Origin of the sequence: Bacillus cereus group sp. MYBK79-1 (assembly GCF_051915365.1) — a bacterium.
Classification (GTDB): Bacteria; Bacillota; Bacilli; order Bacillales; family Bacillaceae_G; genus Bacillus_A.
The window spans coordinates 284,163-298,463 of sequence record NZ_JBQAEO010000001.1; the positions used below are offsets into that span (position 1 = coordinate 284,163).

A 14,301-nucleotide genomic window follows, 5' to 3' on the forward strand; every position below is an offset into this window, starting at 1 on the left:
TAAATCTATATATTAAAAGTAATGCACATTTTCTATACAGTACTTTGCACAAATATTAATATACTGATAAAAACTTAATAGAAATTAAAACAAAAGTTAAGAAAAGGTAAAGTTTACTAAATTAAATATAAAAATCCCCAATAACCAAAAGTTAAGCTTTCGGTTATTGGGGATTTAGTAATTTAAGAGTTAATAATTGGACGTATGGATTCGAATCTATCATCATAATTTGATAGAGATTTTTCACTCTGAGCTTTCGGCAAGTAAATCGTTACTGTTGTCCCGACTCCAACTTCACTCATAATACTTATATTCCCTTGATGACTTTCAATGATTTTATAACTTAACATTAATCCGATACCGGTACCTTTTTCTTTCGTACTATAAAAAGGCTCACCTAATCTCTTAATTCTATCTTCAGGTATCCCTATTCCTTCATCAATTACATGAATAATGACACCATCATCGTTTATTTCTTTTATGTGGATTGTAATCTTCCCACCATTTGGCATAGCTTCGATAGAATTTTGCAAAATATTAATAAACACTTGTTTCAATTGATTTTCTGAGCATTCAATGCTTATGTCTTTGATGTCTGCATATAGTTCCACTTGAATATTCGTCATAATTGCTTTTGTATTCATTAACGATACGACATTATTATAAATTTGATAAATATTTTTTTGTTCTGTATTTATCTCATCTGTTTTAGCAATTGATAAAAACTCTTGAAGAATCGCTTCTATTCTTTCAATTTCAGAAAGCATTAAATCAAAATATTTTTCTTGATCTTCTTTATTAATTTGAAATAACTGTATAAACCCTTTAATGACAGTTAATGGGTTCCTCACTTCATGAGCCACACCAGCTGCTAATTGACCAATTGCTGCAAGTGTATCTGATTTATTTAGCAATTCTTCTGTCTTTTTCCGTTCTGTAATATCGCGTACAATGATCATTATTTTATCATGTAATAATGGTAAGCATCTAGCTTCAAAGAAATCGATAGTCCCATTAATTGTAAGTGGATATTCAACAATTACATTTGTTCCTTTTTCCTTCACTTGATGAATTGCTTCCTGAAACTGCTGTGCTACTGGAGATGGTAATACTTCGAAAAACTTTTTTCCCATAAAAGCTTGTGCCGGTACGTAAAATTTCGAAGGAGATCCTGCTTTATAATCTATAATTGTGCCATCATCTTCTGTTAAGAAACATAAATCTGGTAAAGCCTTAAAAATTAATTCCAATTCAGACGTTTGTTGTTTTAACTGCTCTTCTATCGCTTTTAAATGTGTAATATCTACTCCGACAGCCCAATAGCTATATCCTGTTACAGGAAACTGTTCTGATATATTGGACCACATGATTGTTTTGATTTCACCATTTTTACATGTTAACTGCATTTCCCAATCCCTGAAATTTTTTCCACAAGTCAAAAATTTCGTTTGTATTTGGTGACGATAATTATGATCTGGGTACAATAATTGTAGGGCATTTGGATTCCCTATTATTTCTTCAGCGGTATAACCTGTTACAATTTCACACTCCCGATTCCACAAAACAAAATCTCCATTATAATCAAGCGCATCAACCATAACAGGCATGTTTTGTAAAATCGTATGTAGTTCCTCCTTTTTTCGAGAAAGCAACGTTGTATTTTTACTTTGAAATACCTTTGTTGCTCCATCTATAATTAGATTTGAAAGCATTTCAAAATATTTTTGACAATTGAAAATGTCACTTTTATTTGACCATACTACAAAAGATCCTAAATGTTGATTGTATAAAAAAATGGGGATTTCAATTTTGGGAAGTTTACATATTTTAATCTCATTTATTCCAAAAGAAAATATACATTCTTTTTCAGCATCAAGAAGTTGATGTGATATGTTGGTTAATTTATAAAACTGTTCTGCCATGGTTTCTATTGTACTCACATCAATAAGTTCCATTAGCCGCGCATTCATTCCTTTTTCACCTCAATATGTAAAATTAATACAAATTCAAAATTTATACTTCTCCATTATACGAAGAATGTGCGTATAGGTATATAGCTGTAGAATAATTATTCAAACAAATTTTATTTTTCAATTAAAAATGAGAAAAATTTACGTATAAAATGAAACTTTCATCATTATGTATTCCATCAAACACCAATTTTAATTTGACAAACAACCGAAAGCGCGCCTTCATGCATAGATTTAACTATGACATTAGCCTTATTCACATCACTTGTAGCAGTATAAAAATACAAAAAATATAAAGTTCATAAAATTTTCACAATTATTATGAAAAATATAAACATTTATTCCAATATATTCTATATAATAAAATGTAATAAGGCTTCTATGAATCTCATAGAATACCTTACCCCTAATAAAAAGAAAAAAAGAATCTATTTGGATTCTTTTTTTCTTTTTATATTACATTACATATTTATATAAAGCGTGTGCAACACCGTGTTCTTCATTTGATAAGGTTTCATATTGACACATCGCTTTTATTTCTTCGACTGCGTTCCCCATTGCAATTGATATGTTTGCTTTTTCCATCATGGATACATCGTTTAGCCCATCGCCTATCGCTACAGTATTTTCAACCGGAATATTTAAATGTTCTGCTAAAGTATATAATCCATTTCCTTTTTGAGCATCTCGGTGATTAATCTCTAAGTTATGCCAATATGAAGATGTAATTGCTAAATCCGTATTATGCAGAAACGTTTCTTTTAATTTTTTTAATTTTTCTATGTCGTAAGAAAATGGTAAAAGCTTATGCACATGTATATCAGTTTCTACAATTGGTTTACAACTTTCTGCACTAAGAAATGCTGTATGTTCAAGGTATAATGCTGCGATCGTTTCTAATTCTTTCAAGTCGAAATTTTCTTTTGAATTCTTCACATATTCTATTTCATTACGTACACTTTCTACTCCATAATCCGGTACGTACACACCTTTATTAGTATAAAGTTGATAATATAAGCCATTCTCTTCAAGATAGTTCACAATCTCAAGTGCCTGCATATTTTGAATTGGATATCTCTTCATCATTTTTTTATCTTTATATATAAGGGCGCCGTTTTCAGCGATAATTGGACACTCTAAATTAACTTCTAACAATAATCGTTCAATGTCGACGATAGAACGTCCTGTACAAATTGCTACAACATGACCCGCTTCCTGACATTTTCGAATTGCTTCTGCATTCTCTTTACTAATCATTTTATTCCCCGAAAGAAGAGTTCCATCTAAATCAATTGCAATTAATTTCATTATTTCTTCACCACTTTCTATATATACACGAATTTATATTGAACGAAAGGTATCGTTTTCATACTGATTTCGTGAAGTACTCCTTATTTATAATTTATGAAAAGCGTTTCAGGTCAAGAAATAATTAAAAATAAAATCAAAAGCTTTTCTTTTTAAAGAAAAGCTTTTGATTTTAAACTATGAACTATAACTAATATATTTTGTCTCACACATGTACACATTCTTTTCTTCAGTTGGGACATATATTTTAAACTTTTCTAAACGCTTTCCGTAAACATGAATAGTGACAACGCTTTCGCTTTCGGCTATTTCAAGAATATGACAATCAGCTGGTGGAATGACTTTATCTGTTTCTCCTTCTCCCAAATAAAGATTTCCTGTATGTGTTAAATAAACAAGTGAATCTTCACGCTGCTTAATTTGTATAAAGTTCTGCACCATTATCCTTCCTTTAAAAACGCCTTCTACTCCCCATGTACCATCATGATCATGTAAAGGTGTAGATTGCCCATCTTTCCATACAAGAGCTAATACTTCAAAACGATTAAAAGGATCCTCATATAACAAGTGTCGTGCGTATTGAGCCGAATTCGCCTTCTGTTTTTCTAACGGAAGCCATGTTTTCTTTTCTAAAAGTTCTTCTAGTAATTTTTCAATCGCACAAACAATTTGATCTTCTAATAAATTACTATCCATTAATTCTGTTACAGCTTTAATAAATGTTTGAAACGTTTTACTTCCATTACACGTTAACATAAGCGTCCTCCTCCATTCTTTTTCACACACCTCCATACTAAATAACCAACTAAAAATTTACAATTGAGAAATAAAAAAGCAAGATACAGTAAATTTGTACCTTGCTGAGCGATTTACCTAGTTTTCAAAAGAATAGGTAAGTAATTTAACGTTTGTTCATTTTCCAATATACATTTTTCTAAATTGAACGATGGAGATAACTCTATTTTTTCAAAGGCATTTATGAAAGTTCTTAATGCAATCTCAGCTTCAAGTCGTGCAAGTGGTGCCCCTAAGCAAAAGTGAGGACCTTTACCAAAGGTTAAATGCTTTTCATTTCCAATTCGGTGTAAATTAAACTCAGAAGCTTGTAAGAATTTTTTCTCATCTAAATTTGCTGCACTTACCCATGCAACAATCATTTGATCCTTTTTCATAAAAGGTCCAAATATATTTGTGTCCTCTGTAATCCGCCTAGCTAATGTAACGGGAAAGCGATAGCGTAATACTTCCTCAATCGCTTTTGAAATTAATGTAGGTTCTTTTCTTAACTCTTCATATATTCCAGGTGAATCCACTAAAAAGCAATAAAAGCTATTAATAATTAAATTTGTAGTTGTTTCATTACCTGCCGCTAATAAGCCTAAAGAAAAAGTAACTATTTCTTCATCAGTTAATCTTTCGCCTTCATATTCAACTCGTATTAAATCTGAAATAATATCGTCGGTTAAATGATATCTTTTCTCTTGAACAATTGGAAGCAGATACGTTTTAAATTCATTTAACGCAATTCCTTTTTCTACATCCAAATCGGTAAATTTTTCTTTACTATATGGCATAAATAAAATATCAGACCATTCTTTAATTTTTTTACGGTCAGTTGTTGGCACTCCTAATAAATCGGATATGACGGTAACAGGTAAAGGTGCAGCAAACTCTTCAACGATATTAACCTCATTATATTTCCCGATATGTTGTACAAGTTCATTTGCGATAGACTGATATGTAAATATAATAAAAAACGAATGATTAATAGAAATATTCTACGCCACTCGTTTTTTATCGGACTTCTTTTTACTGTACTTTTATTTTCTTTATGAGTTATTAGAAAAATAATTGTCTATATAAGTCTTTATTTTTTCAAAATCCTTTTCCATAAATAAGATTGCTGGTACTTCAATTATTGGAAGATTATTTTCATTATCAAAAGGTGGACACGGTTTGGGAACTACCAAATAGTCAACTGATTTTTTATCCCTAATATAATTAATTGAAACATCATAATAATCAGAAAAATATTCCTTCAAATCATCCTGATTCCTTAAAAATGGTAGAGAAAATATTGAACCATAATTTATACCAGCGTCGACAATTAATACAAAGCATATTTTTTTCATGATACACCCTCCTCGTATAATAAGTTTTAAGTTAATAACTGTTCCTTGAAAATTAAATAGTTTTTATCTTCAAGAGCTACATCAAAAAAATGATGTATGGGTAAAATTTAGTCTTGGATAAGGTAACACTGATAAAAACAGGTTTCCTTTTTCTTTATATTCAATTAAATTATATCATTATTTCACATGAATTTTCAGACTTTGTTTTTATATTTTATTGGTAAACTTATGCTTAGCATGAATTGGAGGGATATATATGATAGATTATAGAATAATTTCAAGAGAAAACTATTCAAATAAGATTGGAGAGCTTGTAACAATGCTTGAACATACAAGAGATGTTACATTGAGCGAAATCTCCAATTTAAACCAAAGTGATTTAGATTTCTTACCAAACGGTAGTTCAAACACTATTGGTTCTCTCTTATCACATATTGCAGCGATGGAGTTTGTTCATCAAGTTATCTCGTTTGAAAAAAGAGATTTAACTGAAAGTGAATATCTAAAGTGGCGAATTTCTTTAGAACTTGGAGACAAAGCAAGGGAAGGAATAAAAAAGCAATCTTTAGATTATTATTTGAATGAATTATCACAAGTTAGAGAAAATACACTAACATATCTGAAATCAAAACAAGATAGCTGGTTATTCGAGGAAAACAAACGGGATAATGGTGTGCCTTATAATAATTACTACTTGTGGTTTCACGTTATGGAAGACGAAATTAATCATCGTGGACAAATAAGAACAATTAAGCGATTGATGGGAATGAATAAATAAATCTTATTCAACCAAAGGGTGCTTTACTTGAGAAAGTCACTAGAAGAGTCAAATGATAACTATGAACTGCCCCCAATTGCTAGGTTTTGTTTAACAATTGGGGCAGTTCATTTATAGCGCATAGGTAATCAGCTTTTTGTTAATCATGAGGTAGATATTTTTAACTAAAAAACCAATAATGGAAATATATTACATCTTATGACCCGTTTTTACACGTATCTCGGCTGAACCCCATAATACACTGTATCCCGCTCTTCGGCGCTTCGAAAATATGGGGGCTATAATTAAACAAATACATAAACAAGTCGGAAAGCCGAATCGAAATATGTACGACATAACTGAAACAGGAGAAGAAATTTTTATGAAATGTTAAGAGAGTTTCCCGAAAATATTGCGACAAATAACGCTGAATTCCTTGTGCGTATCGCGCTATTTGAAAAACTTGATTACGAAGCTAGAAAAGAAATTTTAACAATACGCCAAGACGTACTACATAAACAGCTTACTGCTATTCAATCTTTACATGTTAGCTCATCTTTTATTACAGAATTCATTGAATTTAGTAAATCGCGTATTGAACATGAATTGCTCTGGATTACATCACTTATGAAGAAAATATGAAAAAATAACAAGAAAAGTTAAAAACAATGAATGAAAATGAGATTTATTATCAATACTATAATTAATAAAAGGGCAACCACGATTTGGCTACCCTTCAAAAATTTTATAGTTCTGGATCAAAAGTTTTGCAATCTGTTTCTTCCGTAGTTGATGCCTGTTTCCCTTTATTACTTACTACATAAATTGCATCTGCACTACATTTATTGCCGTTAGCCCAGAATTTACAGTTGTTTACTTCACATAAAACGTCTTGTGCCATAGTATCACACCTCCTTGTTCTATTATCATTAACAAAATTCGGAGGTATGATACTCTTTATCATGCATTTTTTATTACCTTTTTAGCTTTCTTAATGTTTCAATATCTCCTTGTACAATCGTATCTATATTTTCAGTTATTTTTTCAATGTCAAAATGCCACCATTGAATTTGCAATAATTCCTCTATTATTGCATTTGTAAATCGTTCCTTTATTTTATTTGCTGGGTTTCCGCCAACAATTGTATACGGTGCGACGTCTCTAGTCACAACAGATTTAGCTGCGATTATTGCACCATCACCTATTTTTATTCCAGGCATAATCGTTGTATCCATACCAATCCAAACATCATTTCCTATAACTGTATCTCCTTTGTATGGTAAATCAGACAAACTAGGTGTATATTTCTCCCACCCATTTCCAAATATATTAAATGGATATGCCGAAAATCCATCCATCCGATGATTCGCTCCGTTCATAATAAAGGTAACTCCATTTGCAATGCAACAAAACTTTCCAATAATAAGATGATCTCCAAGAAATTCATAATGATGTAATACTCGATCTTCAAATATTTCTCCGTCTTTCGCATCATAATATGAATAGTCTCCAACGAATATATTCGCTTTCGTTATTGTATTTTTTATAAAATGGACATTTTGATTTCCTTCAATAGGATATTTAACATTTGGATTAGGATTCATGTTGTACAGCACTTCCTTTACCATTTATTTCACTTTCTACTGCTATTACTGGCTTTAAATTGTATATAGGTAAAATAAATAATAATCCAATTATAAATAGTAAAGCTGTGCCCTCATACATCATACTTAATGAAAACGTCTCTTTTAATGAGCCAGCAATACTCATCGTTACTACCATTGATCCTGTAAATAATGGGCTTAAAATGCCGTTTACCCTTCCAATAAAATCAGTATCGCTATTTTGAATAATGAGCGTATTAATACCTATTTGGATACACGGAAGAGCTAACCCACTAAAAAGTTGTGCTGTGAGTGTTACCCATAAATTCGTCGAATAACCTATAATACCAATGCCAATCGCCTGACCGAGCATCCCTACAATTAACATCTTTTGCGGAGCTACGTTTTTCGCAAATACCATCGCTAAAGCGCCGCCAACAATCATACCCGCACCATTTACTGTTAGTAACCATTGCAAACTCTCTTTTGATAATCCTAACTGCTCAGTCACAATAAATATACCTAATGGCTGAATCAATCCTATACCTAATCCTGCTGCCATAAAACAAAGCCCAAGCAAAGTTAATGCTTTTTTCTTTTTCACATATTTAATACCATCCAGCATCTCCTGTAATAGCGTGATTTCTTTCTTCTCATTATCATTCTCAAGATCTTTCGGAAGAAATAACAACACAGCTGCTGCCAGTAAAAAAGCAATACCTGTTATGATAATTGAAATATATATTCCAAAACTATGAAAAATAAATGTTCCAAGAATCGGTCCTAACACCATAAAAATCGCAAATATTGTTTGATATATAGACATCGCTAATTGGATTTGTTCCGTTGATAAATGCTGTTTAAACAATTTCATCCCTGATGGTTGAGAAAACTGCGAAAGGATTGCAGAAATAAGCGTGACAAAAAACACAATTTTCCATGTTCCAAACATAAGTGTAATTAATACCGCAAATACCGAAATAGAACTTAACGTTTCACACCATATCATTGTCCTCCTCGGCTTCCACCTATCAGCAAACGTTCCGCCAATAAAGGAAAAGATGAAAATTGGGGCGAATTCAGCAACTGAAATCATTGAAATGGCAAAAGCATCACCTTTTGTCATTTCCATTACATATAGTAATACCGCAAAGTTCCGAACCCATATTCCAATTTGTAAAAATAATGCTGAGGCAAGAATTGCTTGCACAAACCGATTTTTTAATACTTGTGATACCCCATTGTTTTGTTTCGTTACTACATTTGTCGACATAAAAAAGCCCCCTATTTCATGTTCTGAACAGGAAGCAGCACAAATCATATAAAAAGACTATATATTCGCAGAGCGAAATACATCCCTTTTCTATAAATGCACAGACTAACCCTATTCAGAAGAATATTTCGTTTTTTAACGAAGATCTCTTACAAATAGAATTAGTTGATCATTGGGATGTTTTCACCCTTCCGTTTCGAATTTAAATAACACATACATACTCTATGTAAATCATTTTCGATGTATGCATGTCTCCTTATAACTATTCTAGAACTTTAAAGGCAATTCCTCTAAAGAACGCATTAAATAATTACCTTGCCATTTCATTTCTTCACGATTCCCTTTTATTTGTAGTTCAGGCATTCGCTTAAACAAAGTAGTAATAGCAATCTTTGCTTCTAACTTAGCAAGCGGGGCACCAAGGCAGAAATGGCTACCGTGACCAAAAGCAACATGACGATTATTCTCCCGAGTAATATCGAATACTTCTGGGTTTTCAAATACTGTTTCATCGCGGTTTGCCGAAGCTAATGCAATGACAACCATATCTCCTTTTTGGATTGTTTGGTCATGGATTTGAAAAGGTTTATCTGCCCACCTTGAAGTTGTAACCTCAACCGGAGAATAATATCGTAATCCTTCTTCAATAGCTGCATCAATTAATTTTGGATTTTCTTTTAATAACTGTAATTGATTCGGATTTTCAAGAAGCGCTAATACTGTATTTGTAATTAAATTTACAGTTGTTTCGTGTCCCGCCACAATTAGTAACATGATCATTGAATATAGTTCCCGAGCGCTAAGTTTATGCCCTTCACTTTCTGCAAGTATTAAAGCACTCACCAAGTCTTCTTTTGGTTCTTGTCTTTTAACATCAACTAAATATTGGAGATATGTAATAAACTCAGCTAATTGCTTTTCGGTTTCTTTTATTTCTTCTGGCGTTTCTGGGTAAGCAATGACAGCATGAGACCAACTTCTAAATTTCGCCTGATCTTCTTTCGGAATGCCGAGCATTTCACTTATTACAATAATCGGTAAAGGGAACGAGTAATCATCAACAAGATTTAAGGAATTCTTTCGCTCGACTTCATTTAACAAATCATCTGCAATAACCTGTATTCTACCTTCCAATTGCGTGATCATCTTCGGTGTAAAAGCTTTTTGTACAAGTGATCGTAAACGATTATGGTTAGGTGGATCTGAATTTAGCATGTGTGTCGTTAAATAATCACTATTGTCAACAGTAAGAAACACATTCAATGTATCTTGAGAAAATACATTGGCCGGATCTTTTTTTAAGCGATTATCTTTTAAAAGTGGTAGCGCATCTTCATATCTTGTAATCAGCCACTCTGCACCTAATTCAGTTTTATTCACAAATAAAATGGGTTGCATTTTTCGAGATTCTTTATAAATTTCATATGCATCTTCTTTAAACTGCGCTGAAGCTAAATTAATGCCATCCTCTATTCTTAGCCCAACTTTGTTTTTCATTGACATTGTATTCCCTCACTCTCATTTGTTTTTGAAAACGAACCAACATATGCATTATACTCTAATTAAAACGTGAAAATTGTAAATTTTTAATCAAAATCTTACTTCATATATTGAAAAGTCAACTACCCCCACTGAGATAAAATGTTTCAGTGGGGGCTTGAGTTAGAACACTAGGTCTTTTCGTCTATTACTAGACAATTTGACGCTCTAGCATTCATGCCACCCTATGGTAACACCCCAAGTATATTTTTGGTTGGTACTGGCAACGAACGATTGTTTTCCCACTTGCACCACCCTTTCGAAAAAGAGCAGTTCTCCCTTGTGGAAGAAGCCACCACTCAGATGAATCCAGCGTGTGCTACAAGCCCCGACAAGTCGCGTACACATGGATGGTTGACGCACCCACTAAGCTATGCGCGAAGCAACAGCCTTACGTTTTTGCACTTCTAATAGAATCGGCGTTTTCACTTTGAAGTTGTCATCCAATTGTACAACTTTTGATTTTTTCAATGTATTCAACGCACCATTAATATCAGCATGGATACATGTTCCTGCTTTACTTTGATACAAACCACGAGTAATTCGTTTGCCACTAAAGCGATACTGCGTTCTATCATCCTTAGACCAAACTGGGACCGGATCTTTGTCTAGAAAACTAGCTTTTGAAGTATAGCTTTCTTCTTGTTTGAAAAAGCGGATGCCTTCTTTTATGCATTTATTCTCAATTGCCGCAATCAATTTCTCAAATGGGATTTGAACAAACTTTTGATTATTCTTTTTCCCCATATGAGATTTTTGTTTCCAACCAGCGTTATACCCTACAACAATCGTATCTATATCGAATTCTTTCACTTTTTTAAACAACAGGCCTACCTTTTGTGCAATGTAACCATGTATTTGTCGTTCTCTTTTATGCCAAAGTGCGGCCATTTTATTCGTTACAACTCGTTTTGAAAGTCCATTTTCCACATTTTTCTGTTGCAGATTACATATCATTTTGTTGAAGTACTGGTTAATGGATTTTAGTTTTTTTCCATCAATTAAGAAGGCATCACCTGTATTGGTTACGCAACTTAATAATCTATCTACACCTAAATCGCAACTCAAAGCGTTACTCGTAGTCATGGGTTGTTTCTTCATTTGAGAAATGTGCATTTCATATGTATAATGCACCTCAAAGAACCGACCTTTTTGCTTTGGTACAATCTCAATGTAGGAGATTTTTTTATTTCTTAAGTTTTTCGGCATACGTATTTTAATGGAACCGAATTTTTTTCTGAATGCAACATTCATTGGAATGATCCAATACCCGTTCTCATCCACTTTTGGCACTTGATAGATTTCAATGATTCGTTTGTCAGTGGAACGAGAATAATTCGGAAACTTCGGACGACCTGTGAACTTATCAGGATGTTTCTTCCACTGTTCCAACGCTTTAAAAAAGCTCTTCATTTCTGTAAATAAGGCCCTACGAATCGCTTGAACAGAGTTTGATTGAACGCCCGAGTAGTTCATATCAGCCTGCATGGCATTGTCCACTTCTTTTACAGTAGCCATTTTATTATGATTCAAATAACTTTGTTTAATCGTGTACAACCCAACATTTCGCAATGCTTTTGAACTATGTGACATGCGTTGCAGTAAACGAAATTCTTTAGCCTTGAGACAAGTTCGTCCAATATTTTGTTTCTGCGTGAATCGTTGCATCGTTTCTCTTTTCTTTTGTTTACGTAATACTTTCACTGCTTTCTTTCTAGCCATTGTTTTCACCACCTTTCTTAGAAAGTTCATTAAGCGTATTCATTACTTTTGGCTTAAGTAGCTGAATGATAATCATTATCTAATTTCGTTGCCTTACAATCTATTCCCTTCTTATCTACATAATATCGTAAGACAAAAAGAAACAAACATTCGCCCTCAAAAATTGTTATGAACGAAACAAAAGCGTTCAGCCTACCTGCTGACGGCAAGAAGACTCCACCTGAATTGTTGGGTTTCACCCATAACACAAATCAGATGGAGTCTTCTTGCCGGAAAGGATAAAAAAGTGAGGGAGTAAAATCTTTCTACTCTCTCACTTTTCTTTATGCGAAACACATGAAATTACTAATTTGCTGATAGCGGTAGCTTACTTTACGACGACGACCACCTTGCCAAGTGTAACCTGAAACCCCATTTCTCCTCACTTCAGTCGGGAAGAACCATAAGTCTCTTCCAAAAGGTCCAGGACGATGCAAACGTAAATAGCCCCATCTTCCTAGACAGTTACACATCCATGATTTCATATTCCCTGCTTGTGCAGGTGAAGCGAATGTAGACGGTAACGACGGCGCTTGTGACGGTGGTGGTGACGTTGGAGCATCTTCCGCATCATCTGGTCTATAATCTTCTTGTTCCATATCTCTCACTTCATTTGTAGATTCATACCCGTAGTTTTGTGGATTATAATACATTCCTTGATCATATGGATAATTTTGTTGGTTATACATATTAACAAACCACCTTTTTTTCATTCGGTACCTTTAACATTCATATGTAATGTGCCCTCTAAAGGAAGCTTATGTATAGCCTAAATTCAACTAAAAAATAAAACACGTATTTTTTAAATACGTGCTTTTTCATAAAAGGAATCGATGTATTATTTTTTAAATTTCACACTATAAAAACGCATTTCATCTAATGAACCTTCAAATTCAAATACCTCTTGTTTTATTAGTTCCTTTAAGCGATATTCTAAAAACGTATCGCCAACTAACTGCTCTACAAGACCTAGCGCTTCACCAATTACTCTAGGAGCTTTTAGGAACTCTCGATCAGCACCTAAACTTTTCGCACATTCAATAATAAATTGATCAAAATAATCTTCTTGTACAGAACACACTTCATTGTCTGTCCAAACTCTTAAAAATTCCGTACTTTTCGATAGACTATCCCACTCATGTTCAAACTGCATACGTTTCTCTTCAGTTACATACGGCAATTCTACAAAACTTTTTTGAATTAGAGCTAAGCTTTCAGGTGCTAACTCTCCAGTTCCACGAATAGCATACTCTTTTTTTAATATTTCTTTACTTGCTTCAGATGTATTCATAACGCGAATGTTTTTCTTATCTTTTAATTGTGCCATTACAAAACATAGACCTACATGTTCATGAGCATTATTAGCTTTCCAAATTGTAATAGGCGTTTCAATAGGAATAGTATGTAGTTCTTCCATAGTTTCTAAAAAACTTGATAAATACTCTTCTTCAAAATAATTTTCATAAGTGGTTAAGTTGTTTACTAGCCATTTCTGTCTTGCTAATTGCCCCTCATTCATATGTAACTTGTATATCGGCCCAATTGAAAAGAATTCAGAAAAATCAACAACCATCTCTTCCAATCGCTCTTCTTGACCCAGCATATGCTTTAAACTTCCAGCTGTTGAATCATCAAAAGCAATATGTACGTGCGAGCTTTCTTTTACACTTCTTTTATAAGTTGTATTACTCGTTAGTTGATTAGGAATATCCATTAAATTTTCAATTGTATCTTCACTATAGTTTTCTTCTAATAAATTTAATTGGATTAGAATACTTTGAAGTAAATGTTTTGCTTCATCTTCGTACATATCCTCTACAGCATTTTTAATTTTATCTATCACATAAATCCCTCTATTCATTTCAAAAATAACGTAGATTATAGTGTATCATTTAAGTATCACTCTTTAAAAGTTTTTTAGTCAAATCATGTATTAGAAAGATTGCTACAGCTATAT

At 32.9% G+C, this 14,301-nt stretch carries 12 protein-coding genes and 2 pseudogenes; 2 read left to right on the forward strand and 12 right to left on the reverse strand.

Going from position 1 to position 14,301, the window contains the following annotated elements; all coding sequences use genetic code 11:
- Positions 1-182: 182 nt before the first annotated feature.
- The 5 genes and pseudogenes from ACTFOB_RS01530 to ACTFOB_RS01550 form a co-directional block, all read right to left on the reverse strand.
- A complete protein-coding gene (locus ACTFOB_RS01530) occupies positions 183-1,970 on the reverse strand; it encodes an ATP-binding protein (RefSeq protein ID WP_440024120.1) in 1,788 nt (595 codons plus the stop codon).
- A gap of 456 nt (positions 1,971-2,426) precedes the next feature.
- Positions 2,427-3,278, reverse strand: coding sequence for a Cof-type HAD-IIB family hydrolase (locus tag ACTFOB_RS01535; RefSeq protein WP_440024121.1), 852 nt, complete (start codon positions 3,276-3,278; stop codon positions 2,427-2,429).
- 177 nt (positions 3,279-3,455) lie between these two features.
- A complete protein-coding gene (locus ACTFOB_RS01540; protein WP_098274306.1) occupies positions 3,456-4,034 on the reverse strand; it encodes a cysteine dioxygenase family protein in 579 nt (192 codons plus the stop codon).
- A gap of 113 nt (positions 4,035-4,147) precedes the next feature.
- Positions 4,148-5,014 (reverse strand): annotated as a pseudogene (locus ACTFOB_RS01545) (cytochrome P450); the annotation flags it as partial.
- A 93-nt stretch (positions 5,015-5,107) separates the two neighbouring features.
- The gene (locus ACTFOB_RS01550) at positions 5,108-5,410 is read right to left on the reverse strand and encodes a hypothetical protein (protein WP_440024122.1); all 303 of its coding nucleotides are present in this window, start codon (positions 5,408-5,410) and stop codon (positions 5,108-5,110) included.
- Between the two features lie 256 nt (positions 5,411-5,666).
- Between ACTFOB_RS01550 and ACTFOB_RS01555 the strand changes: the two genes are divergently transcribed.
- Together ACTFOB_RS01555 and ACTFOB_RS01560 are read left to right on the forward strand one after the other, a co-directional pair.
- On the forward strand, positions 5,667-6,188 hold the full coding sequence (locus ACTFOB_RS01555; protein WP_440024124.1) for a DinB family protein: 522 nt from the start codon (positions 5,667-5,669) through the stop codon (positions 6,186-6,188).
- A gap of 217 nt (positions 6,189-6,405) precedes the next feature.
- Positions 6,406-6,809 (forward strand): annotated as a pseudogene (locus tag ACTFOB_RS01560) (PadR family transcriptional regulator).
- Between the two features lie 103 nt (positions 6,810-6,912).
- Here the strand turns inward: ACTFOB_RS01560 and ACTFOB_RS01565 are convergent.
- The 7 genes from ACTFOB_RS01565 to ACTFOB_RS01595 all read right to left on the reverse strand — a co-directional run bounded on the left by ACTFOB_RS01565 (position 6,913) and on the right by ACTFOB_RS01595 (position 14,187).
- Positions 6,913-7,068 carry a DUF1540 domain-containing protein gene (locus ACTFOB_RS01565; RefSeq protein WP_000046094.1) on the reverse strand — a complete coding sequence of 52 codons (156 nt, stop codon included), beginning with the start codon at positions 7,066-7,068 and terminating at the stop codon, positions 6,913-6,915.
- 73 nt (positions 7,069-7,141) lie between these two features.
- A complete protein-coding gene (locus ACTFOB_RS01570; protein ID WP_440024125.1) occupies positions 7,142-7,771 on the reverse strand; it encodes a Vat family streptogramin A O-acetyltransferase in 630 nt (209 codons plus the stop codon).
- On the reverse strand, positions 7,761-9,044 hold the full coding sequence (locus tag ACTFOB_RS01575) for an MFS transporter (protein WP_440024126.1): 1,284 nt from the start codon (positions 9,042-9,044) through the stop codon (positions 7,761-7,763). The genes ACTFOB_RS01570 and ACTFOB_RS01575 overlap by 11 nt, the downstream gene beginning before the upstream one ends.
- Before the next feature lie 267 nt (positions 9,045-9,311).
- Entirely contained in the window at positions 9,312-10,547 is a 1,236-nt protein-coding gene (gene cypA / locus ACTFOB_RS01580; RefSeq protein WP_440024128.1) for a cytochrome P450, read from the reverse strand.
- A 402-nt stretch (positions 10,548-10,949) separates the two neighbouring features.
- On the reverse strand, positions 10,950-12,305 hold the full coding sequence (locus tag ACTFOB_RS01585) for an RNA-guided endonuclease TnpB family protein (protein WP_440024129.1): 1,356 nt from the start codon (positions 12,303-12,305) through the stop codon (positions 10,950-10,952).
- Between the two features lie 323 nt (positions 12,306-12,628).
- On the reverse strand, positions 12,629-13,033 hold the full coding sequence (locus ACTFOB_RS01590) for a hypothetical protein (RefSeq protein ID WP_016087711.1): 405 nt from the start codon (positions 13,031-13,033) through the stop codon (positions 12,629-12,631).
- A 149-nt stretch (positions 13,034-13,182) separates the two neighbouring features.
- Positions 13,183-14,187: a DUF1835 domain-containing protein gene (locus ACTFOB_RS01595; RefSeq protein WP_440024131.1), complete on the reverse strand. Its 1,005-nt coding sequence runs from the start codon at positions 14,185-14,187 to the stop codon at positions 13,183-13,185.
- Positions 14,188-14,301 lie beyond the last annotated feature (114 nt).

Coding starts and splice junctions, on each gene's coding strand:
- ACTFOB_RS01530 (WP_440024120.1), bottom strand. CDS start 1,970: ATGAATGCGCGGCTAATGGAACTTATTGATGTGAGTACAATAGAAACC.
- ACTFOB_RS01535 (WP_440024121.1), bottom strand. CDS start 3,278: ATGAAATTAATTGCAATTGATTTAGATGGAACTCTTCTTTCGGGGAAT.
- ACTFOB_RS01540 (WP_098274306.1), bottom strand. CDS start 4,034: ATGTTAACGTGTAATGGAAGTAAAACGTTTCAAACATTTATTAAAGCT.
- ACTFOB_RS01550 (WP_440024122.1), bottom strand. CDS start 5,410: ATGAAAAAAATATGCTTTGTATTAATTGTCGACGCTGGTATAAATTAT.
- ACTFOB_RS01555 (WP_440024124.1), top strand. CDS start 5,667: ATGATAGATTATAGAATAATTTCAAGAGAAAACTATTCAAATAAGATT.
- ACTFOB_RS01565 (WP_000046094.1), bottom strand. CDS start 7,068: ATGGCACAAGACGTTTTATGTGAAGTAAACAACTGTAAATTCTGGGCT.
- ACTFOB_RS01570 (WP_440024125.1), bottom strand. CDS start 7,771: ATGAATCCTAATCCAAATGTTAAATATCCTATTGAAGGAAATCAAAAT.
- ACTFOB_RS01575 (WP_440024126.1), bottom strand. CDS start 9,044: ATGTCGACAAATGTAGTAACGAAACAAAACAATGGGGTATCACAAGTA.
- cypA (WP_440024128.1), bottom strand. CDS start 10,547: ATGTCAATGAAAAACAAAGTTGGGCTAAGAATAGAGGATGGCATTAAT.
- ACTFOB_RS01585 (WP_440024129.1), bottom strand. CDS start 12,305: ATGGCTAGAAAGAAAGCAGTGAAAGTATTACGTAAACAAAAGAAAAGA.
- ACTFOB_RS01590 (WP_016087711.1), bottom strand. CDS start 13,033: ATGTATAACCAACAAAATTATCCATATGATCAAGGAATGTATTATAAT.